We start from the raw sequence: 13,940 nt of genomic DNA, 5'->3' as shown, positions 1-13,940 counted from the left end.
AAGGGCTCAGGCCGCCCCCTGCCCGCCCAGCCAGCGCCTGAAGGCCTCCAAGGCCCGGCCGGCCGGCCGCGCACCCGGCCAGCACAGGTGATAGCCCCGCTCGATCTCCACCGACTGCGGCACCGCAATGGCCACCCGGCCGCCGGCCAGGTCGGCTTCGATCAGGCAGCGCTGCACCACCGCCACCCCGAGCCCGGCCGCCACCGCCTGCACCAGCAGGCCCACCAGCTCGAAGTCGGCCGCGGCCTCGAGCTCGCCGGTGGGGCAGCCCACGCCTTCGAACCAGCGCTGCCAGTTGCCGGGGTAGTGGGTATGGAACAGCAGCGGCCGCTGCAGCAGGTCGGCCGGGGCCTGGATCTGCGGCAGATCCTGCGGCCGGCAGATCGGCACGATCTCGCGGCCGACGATGTATTCGCCCTCGATGCCGCGCGGCCAGTGCGAGCCGTCGCCGATGCGCACCCAGGCGTCCACGTCCGGCGCATCGAGCGGGTCGTCGCGCCGGTAGGGTGCGAACGACAGCGTGACTTCAGGATGCCGCGCCTGGAAGTCCGGCAGGCGCGGGATGAGCCAGTGACTGAACAGCGTGGGCGGCACCGACAGGCGCAGCGCATGGCCGCGCTTGCCGCCGCCGGCGCGGCTCATCAGCGCGCCGGAGGCCGACTCCAGCGTGGCCAGCGCCGGCTCCACCGACTCGAGGTATTCGCGCCCCGCTTCAGTGAGTTCGCTGTAGCGCCCGCGGCGCACCAGCAGCGCGAGGCCCAGGTGTTCCTCCAGACGCGCCACTGCCCGGCTCACCGCCCCCTGCGTCACGCACAGCTCGTCGGCCGCCCGCGAAAAGCCGCCCAGCCGGGCGGTAGCGGCAAAGGCGTGGAGTTCGTGCAGGGAAGGCGATCGGATGCGCATGGGCGGCAACTATGACGGCTCCTCATAGTTGCCGCCCATTTTGTCGTTTTGGCGCCGCAGCCCCGCCACCCAGAATTCCTGCGCGCACCCACCCCGCGTGCAAGAACCCCGGAAGGCCCCATGAAAAACACCCGCCGCCTGATGATGCTGGCCCTGGCCGCGGCCAGCCCCCTGCTGAGCCTGCCCGCAGCCGCGCAAGCCCAGTACCCAGACCGACCGGTCAAGCTGATCGTGCCGTTCGCGGCCGGCGGCTCCACCGACATCGTGGCCCGCCTGCTGGCCGAGAAGATGGGCCCCTTCCTCGGCAAGGCGGTGGTCATCGACAACCGCGGCGGCGGCGGCGGCACCATCGGCGCCGACGCGATCGCCAAGGCGGCGCCGGACGGCTACACCATCGGCATGGCCACGGTCAGCACCCACGGCTCCAACCCGGCCGTCTACAGCAAGCTGCCGTACGACGCGGTGAAGGACTTCGCGCCCATCACCAACGTGATGTCGGTGCCCAGCGTGTTCGTCGTCCACCCCAGCGTGCCGGCCAAGACCATGAAGGAGTTCATCGCGCTGGCCAAGCCGGCGCCGGGAAAGTACACCTTCGCGTCGCCGGGAAACGGCTCGCTGGGTCACGCAAACATCGAGCATTTCATGTCGCTTGCGGGCATCGAGCTGCTGCACGTGCCCTACAAGGGCGCCGGCCCGGCCACCAATGACACGCTGGCGGGCGTGGTGAACGCGATGACCGACAACCTGCCCTCGGCGCTGCCGCATGTGAAGGCCGGCAAGCTGCGCGCGCTGGCGCTGCTGGCGCCGCAGCGCAGTGCACTGCTGCCCGACGTGCCCACCTATGCGGAGCTCGGCGTCACCGAGATGAAGGAAGGCGGCTGGTTCGGCCTGGTGGCGCCCGCGGGCACGCCGGCGGCGGTGATCGCCAAGCTGCACGACGCGGCGCACAAGGCCATGGCCACGCCCGAGTTCAAGCAGCAGATGGCCGCCATCGGCGGCGTGCCGATGGCCAACTCGCCGGAGCAGTTCGCGGCGCAGATCAGGCAGGCCATGGACAAGTACCGCGGCATCGCGCAGCGGGCCAGCATCAAGCTCGACTGACCCAGGACTGGCCCACCGATGAATTCCCCCGGTTCGATGACCGGCTCCGCCACCGCGGGGCCGGTGATGGTGGCGCGTGCCCTACCGGGCGCGCGCCTTCCCATCGTCTGCGACTCGCCGCACAGCGGCACGGTCTACCCCGAGGACTTCGACGCCAGCGTGCCGCTGGCACTGCTGCGCCGCGGCGAGGACACGCATGTCGAAGCCCTGTGGGCCGACGCACCGCGTCACGGCGCCACGCTGATCGCGGCCACCTTTCCGCGCACCTACATCGACCCGAACCGCTCGCTCACCGACCTGGACCCGGCGATGCTGTCGGCCCCCTGGCCGGGCGAGGCGCTGGCGCCCGGCCCGAAGTCGAAGCTCGGTTTCGGCCTGGTGTGGTCGCGGCTGTCGGCCGAGCGGCCCATCTACGAGCGGGCGCTGTCGCCGGCCGAGGTGCAGAGCCGCATCGACCGCTGCTGGCGGCCCTACCACGCGGCCCTGCAGGCGGCCATCGACGAAGCGGTGCACACCCACGGCTGTGTGTGGCACCTGAACCTGCACTCGATGCCCAACGACGCCTACGAGCGCCTGGGCATCGTGAGCGACCACCCGCTGGCCGACTTCGTGCTCGGCGACCGCGACGGCAGCACCTGCGAGCCGGGCTTCGTGCAGCTGGTGGCCGAAACCCTGCGCGGCTTCGGCTACACGGTGGCCATCAACGACCCCTACAAGGGCGTGGAGCTGATCGGCCGCATCGGCCAGCCACGGCTGCATCGCCACAGCCTGCAGATCGAGATCCGCCGTCCGCTCTACATGGACGAGGCCAGCCGCGAACGCAATGCCGGCTTCGAGCCGATGCGGGCGCACCTGTCAGCCCTGATGGAGCGGATCGCGGCCCACGTGCGCACGCGGCTCGACCGCTGAACGGCACACCCGCGCCCGGCTTCAGCCCTTGCTGTCGGCCGGCGGGCGGGTGTCTTCCCAGACGTCCTGCTCCCAGCTGTCCTGGACCAGCGTGTTGCCCAGCCCGAGCAGGTCGCGGGCATGCTGCAGCGTCCACATGCCGGCGCGCGAGCGCCGCGGATGGTTGGGCTGGCGCTCGAATTCCCAGGCGAGGTCGACCAGCTCCTGCAGCGTGGACGCGTTGCTCACGCGGCTGTAGAGCTTGGAGCCGAACGACGGCGGGTCGTAGTGCAGCGTCTGCCGCAGCAGCTCGCGCACCTGCCCGATCAACTGGTCCTCGGCACTCTCGGTGGACTCGGGTGCAGACGGCACGGGTGGTGGCGGCGCCGGCTTGGGCGTGCGCGCAGCGGCGGCCTTGGCCGGAGCGGCTCGCTTGCTCTTCGGTTTGGCGGGCGGTGCCTCAGGCGGGGCCGGCTGCGTCACCTTCACCGTCGCGGCGGCCTTGGGGGCGGGCACGGGAGGGCTCGGCTGCCTGACGGCGGCGGAGCCCTTGCGCGCGGCGGTCGACTGGGTTCGCGGCGTGCTGATCGAACCCACCAGCTGGGCCAGCGCTTCCACCCGGCTCGACGACAGCAGGTCCGGCTCGGCCACCGGCTCCGGCGGCTGCGGCTTCGGACCGGCGGGCGCCGGGGCGGCTTGCTTCGGCACCGGCGCGGGTGCCCGGGGTGCAGGCGCGGGGGGTGCAGGCGGTGGGACAGGAGGCTGCACAGCCACAGCAGCGGGCTGCACCGCGGGCGGCGGCTCGGGTGTCGGAGCAGGCGCGGGCACCGGCGCCGGCACCCTCACTTCGACGTCGGTCACCCGCAGCGCGTCGAGCGCGCCCGGCTCGGTGATCACCGGCTCGGGGGCCGCCGCATCGGCCGGCAACTCCACCATGCCCAGGCGCACCAGTTCCTCGAAATGGCTGGTCTGCGAGCCGGCCTGTTGCGCCAGGCTCAGCACCTCGGACAGCGGCCGGCGGCCGTCGATCAGCAGCAGGATGGTGCGGTATCGCTGCCCCAGCCCGTGCTTGCGCAGACGCAACTCGTCATGGCCGAGCGCCGTCTTGGTCGGTACGTTGGGGACAGGCATGAGGGGGTGGGCACGAACTTCCGCCGCCCATTGTGGCGCGCCGGCGCCCTGTGTTGGGGATTCAGGAGGCTGCCGCTCCGATGGGCGCGCCGCTGCGAGCGCCCAGCGGCGCCCGGCCGGCGCCCGGGCGTGCATAACGCGCCACACATTTGCCCAGTCCACCGCGCGGCGCGCGCTGCAGTGCAGCAAGCAGGCCGTGGGTGACGCCCGCCGGCGGCAGGTCGTCGGCGAAGCGGCGCTCGACATCGCGCTGCATGCGCAGCAGCAGGTGTGCCGTCACTTCTGCGTCGGCCAGCGCCCGGTGGGCGCGGCCGGATCGCGGCAGGCCGTGAAAGTCGGCCAGCGTGCCCAGCTTGTGGTTGGGCGCCTCGTCATACAGCCGGCGCGCCAGCAGCAGCGTGCAGGCGAAGGCCGGCTCGGCCTGATGCGGTGCCTCGCAGCCGCAACGCTGCAGCTCGGCCTGCCAGAAACCGCGATCGAATGCAGCGTTGTGCGCCACCAACGGATGCGTGCCCACGAACTCGGCCGCCTCGCGCATCACCTCCCCGGCCGGCGGTGCGTCGTCGAGCATGGCGTTGCTGATGCCGGTGAGCCGCTCGATGAACGGCGGCACCCAGGCGCCGGTGTGCATGAGGCTCTGGTAGCGGTCGACGATCTGCCCGTCGCGCACCAGCACGATGGCCACTTCGGTGGCGCGAGCGCCCATCCGCGGCGACATGCCGGTGGTTTCGAAGTCGATGACGGCAATGGTTTCGGAGGGCGTGTCGGGCTGCATCGCGGCGCATTGTCGGACACGGCTGGGTATGCCCCTTGCCGCCCTCCTGATGCAGCCACCGCGAAGGAAAGGAACCACCATGGACGCGCACCAAAGGCCGGCCCGCGACACCGCGCCCGCCCCCACAGCCGACATGCCGCTGGACTGGCACCAACACCGCATGGTCCATGCGCTGGGCCCATGGCCCGACGCACGTGCCTATGCCGACGAGGAAGACGAGGCCCGGCTGCGCATGAACTTCCCCGAAGCGCACGGCAGCCCTGCGCACGACGACGAGCACGAGCACTACCGCCGCTGGCGCGAGGCCTACATGAGCCGCCTCGACGAAGACTACGACGTGTGGCGCCGCGACCGCTTCTCGAGCGACTTCGAAGGATGGCGCCGCGACCGCGTCCAGGAGGTGCGCGATGCGCAGGCCGCCACCCCGGCTTCGGCGCAGCAGCTCGGGGCGCGGCCGGAAAGCTCGGAGAGCGAGCAGAACCACACGCTGTTCGAGCGCTCGTGAGGCGTGCGCCGGGCCACCTCTTGACCCTGCCCCGGCGCCCGGAATCGAAGCCTGCATACAGTCCCGCCCATGACCAACCGACTCTCCCACCCCAAGGAAAAGCTCAAGTTCGTGCTGCTCGAGGGCATCCACCCCACCGCGGTCGACGCGCTGCAGAACGACGGCTACACCCACATCGTGACCTCGCCCAAGGCACTGGCCGGCGATGAGCTCGCCAACGTGCTCGCCGATGCGCACTTCGTGGGCATCCGCTCTCGCACGCACCTCACCGCCCAGGTGCTGGCCGCGGCGCCCAAGCTCACCGCGATCGGCGCGTTCTGCATCGGCACCAACCAGATCGACCTGGGCACCGCGATGCGCCGCGGCATCCCGGTGTTCAATGCGCCGTTCTCCAACACCCGCAGCGTGGCCGAGCTGGTGCTGGCCGAGATCATCATGTTGATGCGTGGCATCCCGCACAAGAACGCGGTGCTGCACCGCGGCGGCTGGGTCAAGAGCGCGGCCGGCTCCTACGAGGTGCGCGGCAAGACGCTGGGCATCGTGGGCTACGGCCACATCGGCACGCAGATCGGCGTGCTGGCCGAGCAGCTGGGCATGCAGGTGGTGTTCCACGACGTGGAGGCCAAGCTGCCGCTGGGCAACGCCCGCCAGCTCGCGTCGCTGAAAGAGCTGCTGCAGGCGGCCGACGTGGTGAGCCTGCACGTGCCCGAGACGCCGCAGACGCAGGACATGATCGGCGCCGAACAGCTGGCGCAGATGAAACCCGGCAGCCACCTGATCAATGCGTCGCGCGGCACGGTGGTCGACATCGACGCCCTCACCCGGGCGCTGGAAGACAAGCATCTCGCGGGCGCCGCCATCGACGTGTTTCCGGTCGAGCCGCAGGGCAACGACGCGGCCTTCGAATCGCCGCTGGTGCGCTTCGACAACGTGCTGCTCACGCCGCACATCGGCGGCTCCACCGCCGAGGCGCAGGCCAACATCGGCCGCGAAGTGGCCGCCAAGCTCATCCGCTACAGCAACAACGGCTCCACCGTGTCGGCGGTCAACTTCCCTGAAGTGGCGCTGCCCGAGCACACCGGCCGCTGCCGGCTGCTGCACATCCACGAGAACGTGCCGGGCGTGATGGCGCGGGTGAACGAGCGCTTCTCGGCCGCCGGCATCAACATCGCGTCGCAGTACCTGCGCACGAACGAGGAGGTGGGCTACGTGGTGATCGACGTGGACAGCACGGCGAGCCAGGTGGCGCTGGAAGAGCTCTGCGCGGTGCCCGGCACCATCCGCTGCCGGATTCTCTATTGACCACCCCCGTAGCGCCTGCGGCGCTCCCCCTCAAGGGGGCGCAGCCGGTTCCGCGGCTGCCGGGCCGATCGCCGCGCCCTTGCGGGTGCGGCTCCTGATGGCCTGAACGCCGTGTGCGTGGCGAGGAGCGGCGGCTCTTGGTGGCTCAATCGGGTCCTACCCGCGTCAGCGCCTTCACCAGGTCCGACTGGGTGATGATCCCCACCAGCCGGCGCTCGGCGTCGATGATGGGGATGTGGTGGTGGCCGGTGTCCGAGAACATCGGCACCAGTTCGGCGATGTGGCGGTGGGCGCTGGCCACGCGGACCTGGCGCGTCATGATCTGGCCCACCACTTCGGGCTTGCTCGAGTGCGTGGCGCGGGTCCAGCGGATCAGCCGGCGCAGCTTGTCTTCGAAACCCTCGTGGAGGTCGAGCTGCGCCTCGCGCATGAAGTCGGCCAGGGTCACGATGCCGACCACCCGGCGCACCGTGTCGACCACCGGCAGCGCCTTGATGCGCCGCTCGCGCAGCAGCGCCCAGGCGTGCTGCAGCGGCGTGCCGTATTCCACCGTGGCGAGGTCGCGCGACATGATGTCCTCGCAGCGGATCTCGCCCAGCCGGCGCCGGTAGGCCCGCAGCTCCGCCTCTTCGAGCAGCGCGCGCAGGTCGTCGCGCGGCACGTCGAGCACCTGGTTGTAGCGGGCCAGCACCGCGTCGAGGTCGGCTTCGCTCACCAGCGCGCGCTCGGGCTTCGTTGCGGTGGAGCTGGCCAGCTGCGCATGCGGGTAGCGCCGCCGCGTCGCGTTGTTGTAGGCCACGCCGGCGGCCACCAGCAGCAGCGAATTGAGCAGCACCGGAAACAGCGCGAACCGGAAGTCCGACACGCCGGCCATCACCACCAGCAGGGCCGCGGCACCGCCGGGCGGGTGCAGGCAGCGCAACGCGAACATCACGCCGATGGCCAGGGCCACCGCCAGCGCCGCGGCCAGCTCGGGCGGCGCCACCCAGCGCACGCAGGCAATGCCCACCAGGGCCGAGATCGTGTTGCCGCCCACCACCGCCCAGGGCTGGGCCAGCGGGCTGGCCGGCACGCCGAACACCAGCACCGCGCTGGCCCCCATGGGTGCCACCAGCCACGGCAGCTCGGCCCAGCCGGCGCCGGCCAGGTGGCACAACACCGCGGTGATCAAAACGCCCAGGCCGGCGCCGCACACGACGCGCCAGCGCTCCTGGGCGTTCACCGCCATCGGTGCGGGGCGGAAGGCACGCAGCCAGCCGGCCAGGTACTGCCATGGGGCTCGTTGGGAAGCGGTGCTCATCGCGGCGGGCAAAAAGCCGCGATTCTTCCACTCATCGATGGGCCCTTCAGCGTGGGGCCATCACGGCGCGGCAAGCTCGAAGCTCGCCCGGAGCCCCTGTGTCGCAGAAGGGGCCACCCACACGTCGAACAGGCCCGGCTCCACGACGGGCTGCAGGTCGCGGCCGATGAAGGCCAGGTCGGCCGACCGCAGGGTGAACTCGACCTCGGCCGACGCACCCGGCGCCAGCCGCAGCTTGCGAAAGTCCTTGAGCTCCCGCACCGGCCGCGTGACGCTGGCCACCCGGTCGTGCACGTACAGCTGCACCGTCTCTTCGGCCTCGCGGGCTCCGCGGTTGGTGATGCGCGCCTTCACCTGCAGCGTGCCGCCCCACGGCAGCCGCGGGTGGCTCAACTGCAGCGCCTCGTAGTCGAAGCGGCCGTAGGTGAGGCCGTGGCCGAAGGGGTACAGCGCTTCATTCGGCGTCTCGATGTAGCGGGTCTTGAAGTCGGAGCCCGGGTCCTGCGGCGGCAGCGGCCGGCCGGTGCGCCGGTGGGCGTAGTGGTAGGGCACCTGCCCCGCCGCCTGCGGAAAGCTCACCGGCAGACGGCCTGAAGGGCTGACGTCGCCGAACAGCACGTCGGCCACCGCATGGCCGGTCTCCAGGCCGAGGAACCAGGTCACGAGCAGCGCCTGCGCGTCACGCACCGCGCCTTCGAGTGCCAGCGCGCGGCCGTTGCGCAGCAGCACCACCACCGGCTTGCCGGTCGCGGCCACCGCCTCGGCCAGCGCCTGCTGGGCCGCAGGCAGCGTGATGCCGGCGCGCGAACGTGCCTCACCGGACATCTGCGCGCTTTCGCCCAAGGCCAGCAGCACCACGTCGGCCCGGCGCGCGGCCGACACGGCGGCGGCGATGCCGCCCGGCAGCGGCTCGTTCACGCCCGAGCCCTTCACCACCTTCAGCGTCGACGGGTCGCTGAGTGCGTCACGCAGCCCCTGCGCCAGGCTCACCGGCGCGGCACGGCCGGGAAACAGCGTCCACGGCCCGAACAGGTCGGCCGCGCTGCCGCCGTCGGCCTCGTCGGCAAACGGGCCGATCAATGCGATGCGCAGGCCCGCCTTGGGCAGGGGCAGCAGCCCGCCCTGGTTGCGCAGCAGCACCACCGACTTGCGCGCCGCCTCGCGCGCCAGCGTGCGGTGTTCGGGCCGGGCGGCCGGCTCCGGCGCCTCCAGCCCGCGAAACGGCTGCTCGAACAGGCCCAGCCGCTTCTTCAGGCGCAGCACGCGTCGCACCGCTTCGTCGAGCCGCGCCGCCGGCACCTCGCCGCCTTGCACCAGCGCCGGCAGGTGCAGCAGGTACAGGCCGCTTTGCATGCTCATGTCCACGCCGGCCAGGAAAGACAACCTGGCGGCCTCGCGCCCGTCGGCCGCGAAGCCGTGGGCGATGAGCTCTTCGTCGGCGGTGTAGTCCGACACCACCACGCCGTCGAAACGCCATTCGTCGCGCAGCACGCCGGTGAGCAGCTCGCGGTTGGCGTTCGACGGAATGCCGGCCACGTCGTTGAACGAGGTCATCACCGCCGCCGCGCCGGCCTCCACCGCAGCCTTAAACGGCGGCAGGTACACCTCGCGCAGCGTGCGCGGCGACAGGTCGGCGCTGTTGTAGTCGAGCCCGCCCTCGGCTGCGCCATAGGCGGCGAAGTGCTTGGCGGTGGAGGCGAGGCCGCCCTCGCCCGACTGGAAGCCGCGCACCCGGGCCTGCGCCAGGCGGCGGGCGAGCAGCACGTCTTCACCGGCGCCTTCGACCCCGCGGCCCCAGCGGGCATCGCGGGCGATGTCCACCATCGGCGCGAAGGTCCAGTGAAAGCCGTCGGCCGCCGCTTCGAGCGCCGCGGCACGGGCGGTGCGCTCGGCGAGGTCGGTGTCCCAGCTGGCCGCCTCGGCCAGCGGCACCGGAAACACCGTGCGGAACCCATGGATCACGTCAGCCGCGAACAGCAGCGGGATGCCGAGCCGCGACTCGCGCACCGCCAGCTGCTGCGCCCTCCGCTTGGCCGCCTGCCCGGCGCCGTTGAACAGCCCCGTGACGCGGCCGGCGCGGATGTCGGCCTCCTGCTCGGCCAGGCTGCGGATGTGCAGCGCCGGGTTGGACAACGCGCCGCTCGCCGGCGCGTACAGGTTGAGCTGTCCGGCCTTTTCTTCGAGCGTCATGCGCGCCAGCAGCGCCTCGATGTCGGCGTCGTCCGCAGCAGCGGCCGCGCTCGCGCACCACACGCTGCAGCACAGCGCCGTCACCCCCAGGGCCATCACCAAGCCTCGCATGCTTCGCATAGGCCCGCGACGCTAACTCATTCCAGCACGTCGTAGATGCGCAGGATCCAGGAGACCTGGTAAACGAGGTTGCCAACGGCAAACGCGGCATGGAAGCGCTCGCTGCGCACGAAGGCCGCCGCTGCACAGAGCACCAGGTACGCCGCGATGCGCACCAGGTACTCGGTGCCCTGGGCCTCCAGGTAGGCCCTGCCCTTGATCGCCGAGTCGATCACGTCGGCGGCGAAGGCCACCGCCAGCAGGCCGAAGAACCAGCGCCGGCGCGAATAGAAGTAGTCGCGCCAGCCTGCATAGTCGGACACGTCGTCGGGAAACAGCAGCGAGCACAGCAGGTAGTACAGCGCTGCATAGGCCACGATGAAGAAGTAGACCTCGAAGCGCCACACAGCCACCCGCGCCAGCGAGAACTGCCACCACCAGAAGTGCATGAGGGTGAGCAGCATCGACAGGCCCCACAGCAGGTGCACCCAGTACAGCCGCGTGCGCCCCGGGTGCTGCACGATCCGGGCTGCGCCGCTGAGCAGGCGCGCAATGCCGAGGCTCACCACCATGCTGAGCACCATGCGCAGGTGGGTGAAGAGGCTGGGGTCGGCGGCGTGAACCGCGGTGTGGTCGTCCATGTCGCTTCCTTCCGGTGCCGGGTTGCGGCAAGGGCCTTCGCCCTTGCGCGGCCGGGGCTACCACGCGGCGCGAAGATCGTGCGCCTGCCCCCTCGTCGTTGCCACAGGAGCGTAACCCCATGAAGCCCAGAGTCAGTGTCATCACCCTCGGCGTGGACGACCTCGAAAGAGCCCTCGCCTTCTACCGCGACGGCCTCGGCCTGCCCACGCAGGGCATCGTGGGCCGCGAATTCGAGCACGGTGCGGTGGCCTTCTTCGACCTGCACGGCGGCACGAAGCTGGCGTTGTGGGCCCGTGCGGATCTGGCCCACGACGCCGGCCTGCCCCGGCCACGCGCCCGCCCCGAGGCCCACTTCACCCTGGGCCACAACGTGCGCAGCGAACGGGAGGTCGAAGCGGTGATGGCCCAGGCGCAAGCGGCAGGCGCGCGCATCGTGAAGCCCGCCGGCAAGACCTTCTGGGGCGGCCATGCCGGCTACTTCGAAGACCCGGACGGCCACCTGTGGGAGGTGGTCTACAACCGGGACCTGCTGCCCGAGGACTGACGCGCAGCCGCGGCGCTGCTGCGGCCGCGCTTCGCCGGACCAGGCTGCGGGCGCTGCGCATGCTGCTGCGGCATGCGCAGCGCCGGGTGGTCGTGCATTGCACCGGCCACGTAGTCCACGAACGCGCGCACCTTGTGGGTCAGGTCCTTGCGGTCGCGGTAGCAGGCGTGGAAGTCGAGCGGTGCGCCGTCCACCTGGGCCGCGCCCTTGGATGACAGCGAACACGGCAGGAACAGCGGCACCAGGAGGCTGCGCTCGATCAGCGGGTTGGCGATGAACACGCCCAGCCGGGTGATGCCTGCGCCTGCGACCGCCAGTTGCGCCAGCGTGTCGACGTCGTTGGTGACGATGGTCGGGTTCAGCATCGGCTCGAAGCGCGTGCCGCCGCGCACGAACCACCAGCGCAGCAACCGCCCGTCGATCGGCAGGCGGAACAGCAGGCAGGCATGCTGCGCCAGTTCCTCCGGCTGCTGCGGGGTGCCGGCCCGTGCGAGGTAGGCCGGCGAAGCGCAATACACCACCGGGATGGTGGCAATGCGGCGGGCCACCAGCCCCGGCTCCAGCTGCTCGCCGAAGCGGATGCTGACGTCGATGTCCTCCTTCACATGGTCGACGCTGCGGTCGGCCACCACCAGCTCGAGCGACACCCGCGGGAAACGCTCGGTGAAGGCCGGCACCAGCGGCGCCAGCACATGGCGCGCGAAGGCCACCGAGCAGGCCACCCGCAGCCGCCCCTGCGGCTCGCCGTGCAGCTCGGTGACCGCCGCCTGGGCCAGCTGCAGCTCGCGCACCACGCCGCGCACCCGCTCGTAGTAGAGGGAGCCGCTTTCGGTGAGCGACAGGCGGCGGGTGCTGCGCACCAGCAGCCGGGTGCCCAGTTCCTGCTCGAGCCGCGCGATGTTCTGGCTGGCAGCCGCGGCAGTGATGCCCAGCTGCCGTGCCGCCGCGGCGATGCTGCCGCCTTCGACGGCCTTCACGAAGCTGTCGATGCCGCGCAGGGTGTCCATGAGGTGCCTTTCGAATCGAGCGAAGGATTCGAAACTTTAGCTTTCGTCTGAAGCAGGCGCCGCGCGGCTACCGGCCGGCTCCTGCGGTTCCTAAAGTGCCACTCCATGGCGCACCCGATGCGCCGCACCGAAACACACAGGAACACAGGACCCTGAACATGACACACGACACCGCCCTTCGAACCGCTGCCCCCGCGGCCACCCAGCCCCGCAGCTGGAAGCTCGAGCCCCGCTACACGCCGGTGGCCTTTGCCTTTTTCATGTCGGCCATCATGGCCTTGCTCATGTGCGCCGTGATCGTGGGCGCCAACAGCGGCATCGATGCCGGGCTGCCCGCGCGCGTGCTGCACGCCTACGCGCTGGCCATGCCGGTGGCCTTCGTCTGCGTGCTGATGGTGCGGCCGCTGGTGCTGAAGCTGGTGGCGCTGACGGTGCGCAAGGCCTGACGCGGCGGCCTCAGCGCCGCACCTCGAACACCACGTTGAACGGCGTTTCGGCTGCGCGCCGGAAGTGCGTGAAGCCCGCCTTGCGGAACACGTCGGCCAGCCGCTTCGGCCCGGCCTGCGCCCCGAGCACGAGCCTGCCGCCTTCGGCCACCGCATGCGCGCAGCAGATCACCGACGAAGCCGCGTAGTACAGCTGCCCCACGGTGGAGAGGTTGTCTTCCACCCGGTCGTGAGCGAACGGCTCCACCAGCATCACCGTGCCACCGGGCGCCAGCACCCGGGCGGCATGCCGCGCCGCGGCCACCGGGTCGCCCAGGTCGTGCAGCGTGTCGAAGAAGCAGATGAGCCCGTACTGCTGGTCGGGGTAGTCGGTGGCACGGGCCAGCGTGAATTGCGTGTGCTGTGACAGGCCGACGGCGGCGGCATGCCGGCGCGCCGCGTCGAGCGACGGCTCGTGCGTATCGAAGCCGTGGAAGCGCGAACGGGCGAACGCCTCTGCCATCAGCAGCGTCGAGTGGCCGCGGCCGCAGCCCACGTCGGCCACGGCGATGCCGGCCTCCAGCGCGGCCACCACGCCATCGAGGGCGGGCAGCCACGACGTCACCAGCTGGGCTCGGTAGCCGTTGCGATAGAAGCCCGCCACGCCGCAGGCCATGCGGGCGTCGTGTTCGCCCCAGGCCACGCCGCGGCCGGTGCGAAACGCCTCCAGCGCCTTCGGCTCGTCGAACCACATCGCAGCCGGCACCTCCCAGGCCGGCGGCAGGTAGACCGGGCTGGTGTCGTCGGCCAGCACCATCGCCTGCTCGGACGAGAGCTCGTAGGTTTCGCTCACGGCGTGGTAGTTGACGTAGCCGCCGGCGGCCTGGGCGTTGAGCCACTCCCGCACGTAGCGCTCGGCGCAGCCTGAACGGGCGGCCACTTCCCTTGGGCTCAGCGGGCCGGCGCCTGCCATGGCCTTGTAAAGGCCCAGCTTGCTGCCCAGGCTGACCATGACGCCGGCGTAGCCGGCGGTGAGGTCACCGATGGCGCGGGTGACGAACGCCTCCAGCCGGGCCGGGTTCAGTGCTGAAGCAGGGGTGTTGTCGATGTCCATGATGAGACTCCTCG

The 13,940-nt window shown here is 71.2% G+C and carries 14 protein-coding genes; 6 read left to right on the top strand and 8 right to left on the bottom strand.

The features are described 5' to 3' along the window. Nucleotides 1–6: 6 nt before the first annotated feature. The gene (locus E8D38_RS17550) at nucleotides 7–903 is read right to left on the bottom strand and encodes a LysR substrate-binding domain-containing protein (RefSeq protein ID WP_140633863.1); all 897 of its coding nucleotides are present in this window, start codon (nucleotides 901–903) and stop codon (nucleotides 7–9) included. A gap of 120 nt (nucleotides 904–1,023) precedes the next feature. Here E8D38_RS17550 and E8D38_RS17545 point away from each other — a divergent pair, with 120 nt between their 5' ends. Together E8D38_RS17545 and E8D38_RS17540 are read left to right on the top strand one after the other, a co-directional pair. Beyond that, complete coding sequence (locus E8D38_RS17545; protein WP_140633860.1) at nucleotides 1,024–2,004, top strand: tripartite tricarboxylate transporter substrate binding protein BugE; 981 nt, start codon at nucleotides 1,024–1,026, stop codon at nucleotides 2,002–2,004. Between the two features lie 18 nt (nucleotides 2,005–2,022). After that, complete coding sequence (locus E8D38_RS17540; protein ID WP_140633857.1) at nucleotides 2,023–2,913, top strand: N-formylglutamate amidohydrolase; 891 nt, start codon at nucleotides 2,023–2,025, stop codon at nucleotides 2,911–2,913. A 21-nt stretch (nucleotides 2,914–2,934) separates the two neighbouring features. Here the strand turns inward: E8D38_RS17540 and E8D38_RS17535 are convergent, their stop codons facing one another. After that, complete coding sequence (locus E8D38_RS17535) at nucleotides 2,935–4,023, bottom strand: hypothetical protein (protein WP_140633854.1); 1,089 nt, start codon at nucleotides 4,021–4,023, stop codon at nucleotides 2,935–2,937. Nucleotides 4,024–4,084: 61 nt separating this feature from the next. Then, nucleotides 4,085–4,798 carry a 3'-5' exonuclease gene (locus E8D38_RS17530; RefSeq protein ID WP_140633851.1) on the bottom strand — a complete coding sequence of 238 codons (714 nt, stop codon included), beginning with the start codon at nucleotides 4,796–4,798 and terminating at the stop codon, nucleotides 4,085–4,087. Between the two features lie 79 nt (nucleotides 4,799–4,877). On the opposite strand from E8D38_RS17530, the gene E8D38_RS17525 reads away from it, so the two are divergent. Beyond that, the gene (locus E8D38_RS17525; RefSeq protein WP_140633849.1) at nucleotides 4,878–5,303 is read left to right on the top strand and encodes a hypothetical protein; all 426 of its coding nucleotides are present in this window, start codon (nucleotides 4,878–4,880) and stop codon (nucleotides 5,301–5,303) included. Nucleotides 5,304–5,372: 69 nt separating this feature from the next. Further along, nucleotides 5,373–6,605: a phosphoglycerate dehydrogenase gene (gene serA / locus E8D38_RS17520; protein ID WP_140633846.1), complete on the top strand. Its 1,233-nt coding sequence runs from the start codon at nucleotides 5,373–5,375 to the stop codon at nucleotides 6,603–6,605. Nucleotides 6,606–6,750: 145 nt separating this feature from the next. Here serA and E8D38_RS17515 read toward each other — a convergent pair whose 3' ends face one another. The 3 genes from E8D38_RS17515 to E8D38_RS17505 are packed head-to-tail and all read right to left on the bottom strand — an operon-like array spanning nucleotide 6,751 to nucleotide 10,835. Next, nucleotides 6,751–7,905, bottom strand: a complete 1,155-nt coding sequence (locus E8D38_RS17515) for an HPP family protein (RefSeq protein WP_140633843.1) — start codon at nucleotides 7,903–7,905, stop codon at nucleotides 6,751–6,753. Between the two features lie 60 nt (nucleotides 7,906–7,965). Next, nucleotides 7,966–10,191 carry a glycoside hydrolase family 3 N-terminal domain-containing protein gene (locus E8D38_RS17510; RefSeq protein ID WP_246099543.1) on the bottom strand — a complete coding sequence of 742 codons (2,226 nt, stop codon included), beginning with the start codon at nucleotides 10,189–10,191 and terminating at the stop codon, nucleotides 7,966–7,968. 41 nt (nucleotides 10,192–10,232) lie between these two features. After that, nucleotides 10,233–10,835, bottom strand: coding sequence for a hypothetical protein (locus E8D38_RS17505; protein WP_140633837.1), 603 nt, complete (start codon nucleotides 10,833–10,835; stop codon nucleotides 10,233–10,235). 119 nt (nucleotides 10,836–10,954) lie between these two features. On the opposite strand from E8D38_RS17505, the gene E8D38_RS17500 reads away from it, so the two are divergent. Next, entirely contained in the window at nucleotides 10,955–11,380 is a 426-nt protein-coding gene (locus E8D38_RS17500) for a VOC family protein (RefSeq protein WP_140633834.1), read from the top strand. On the opposite strand, the gene E8D38_RS17495 is transcribed toward E8D38_RS17500, so the two are convergent. Beyond that, on the bottom strand, nucleotides 11,350–12,387 hold the full coding sequence (locus E8D38_RS17495; protein WP_140633813.1) for a LysR family transcriptional regulator: 1,038 nt from the start codon (nucleotides 12,385–12,387) through the stop codon (nucleotides 11,350–11,352). The genes E8D38_RS17500 and E8D38_RS17495 overlap by 31 nt on opposite strands. A 158-nt stretch (nucleotides 12,388–12,545) precedes the next feature. On the opposite strand from E8D38_RS17495, the gene E8D38_RS17490 reads away from it, so the two are divergent. After that, nucleotides 12,546–12,833, top strand: a complete 288-nt coding sequence (locus tag E8D38_RS17490; protein ID WP_140633810.1) for a DUF2798 domain-containing protein — start codon at nucleotides 12,546–12,548, stop codon at nucleotides 12,831–12,833. A 10-nt stretch (nucleotides 12,834–12,843) separates the two neighbouring features. Here the strand turns inward: E8D38_RS17490 and E8D38_RS17485 are convergent, their stop codons facing one another. After that, nucleotides 12,844–13,926 (bottom strand): class I SAM-dependent methyltransferase, encoded by a 1,083-nt coding sequence (locus tag E8D38_RS17485; protein ID WP_140633807.1) that lies wholly within the window; start codon nucleotides 13,924–13,926, stop codon nucleotides 12,844–12,846. Between the last annotated feature and the right edge of the window lie 14 nt (nucleotides 13,927–13,940).

This window comes from Methylibium rhizosphaerae, from assembly GCF_006386545.1.
Lineage (GTDB): Bacteria > Pseudomonadota > Gammaproteobacteria > Burkholderiales > Burkholderiaceae_C > Pseudorivibacter > Pseudorivibacter rhizosphaerae.
The sequence above is the reverse complement of the archived record's forward strand: the minus strand, read 5'-3'. Positions and strand labels throughout refer to the sequence as shown.

Excerpts from the sequence above, each read along its gene's own strand:
- E8D38_RS17500 (WP_140633834.1), top strand. The coding sequence starts at position 10,955 with ATGAAGCCCAGAGTCAGTGTCATCACCCTCGGCGTGGACGACCTCGAA.
- E8D38_RS17515 (WP_140633843.1), bottom strand. The coding sequence starts at position 7,905 with ATGAGCACCGCTTCCCAACGAGCCCCATGGCAGTACCTGGCCGGCTGG.
- serA (WP_140633846.1), top strand. The coding sequence starts at position 5,373 with ATGACCAACCGACTCTCCCACCCCAAGGAAAAGCTCAAGTTCGTGCTG.
- E8D38_RS17505 (WP_140633837.1), bottom strand. The coding sequence starts at position 10,835 with ATGGACGACCACACCGCGGTTCACGCCGCCGACCCCAGCCTCTTCACC.
- E8D38_RS17510 (WP_246099543.1), bottom strand. The coding sequence starts at position 10,191 with ATGGCCCTGGGGGTGACGGCGCTGTGCTGCAGCGTGTGGTGCGCGAGC.
- E8D38_RS17535 (WP_140633854.1), bottom strand. The coding sequence starts at position 4,023 with ATGCCTGTCCCCAACGTACCGACCAAGACGGCGCTCGGCCATGACGAG.
- E8D38_RS17525 (WP_140633849.1), top strand. The coding sequence starts at position 4,878 with ATGGACGCGCACCAAAGGCCGGCCCGCGACACCGCGCCCGCCCCCACA.
- E8D38_RS17490 (WP_140633810.1), top strand. The coding sequence starts at position 12,546 with ATGACACACGACACCGCCCTTCGAACCGCTGCCCCCGCGGCCACCCAG.
- E8D38_RS17485 (WP_140633807.1), bottom strand. The coding sequence starts at position 13,926 with ATGGACATCGACAACACCCCTGCTTCAGCACTGAACCCGGCCCGGCTG.
- E8D38_RS17495 (WP_140633813.1), bottom strand. The coding sequence starts at position 12,387 with ATGGACACCCTGCGCGGCATCGACAGCTTCGTGAAGGCCGTCGAAGGC.
- E8D38_RS17545 (WP_140633860.1), top strand. The coding sequence starts at position 1,024 with ATGAAAAACACCCGCCGCCTGATGATGCTGGCCCTGGCCGCGGCCAGC.
- E8D38_RS17540 (WP_140633857.1), top strand. The coding sequence starts at position 2,023 with ATGAATTCCCCCGGTTCGATGACCGGCTCCGCCACCGCGGGGCCGGTG.
- E8D38_RS17530 (WP_140633851.1), bottom strand. The coding sequence starts at position 4,798 with ATGCAGCCCGACACGCCCTCCGAAACCATTGCCGTCATCGACTTCGAA.
- E8D38_RS17550 (WP_140633863.1), bottom strand. The coding sequence starts at position 903 with ATGCGCATCCGATCGCCTTCCCTGCACGAACTCCACGCCTTTGCCGCT.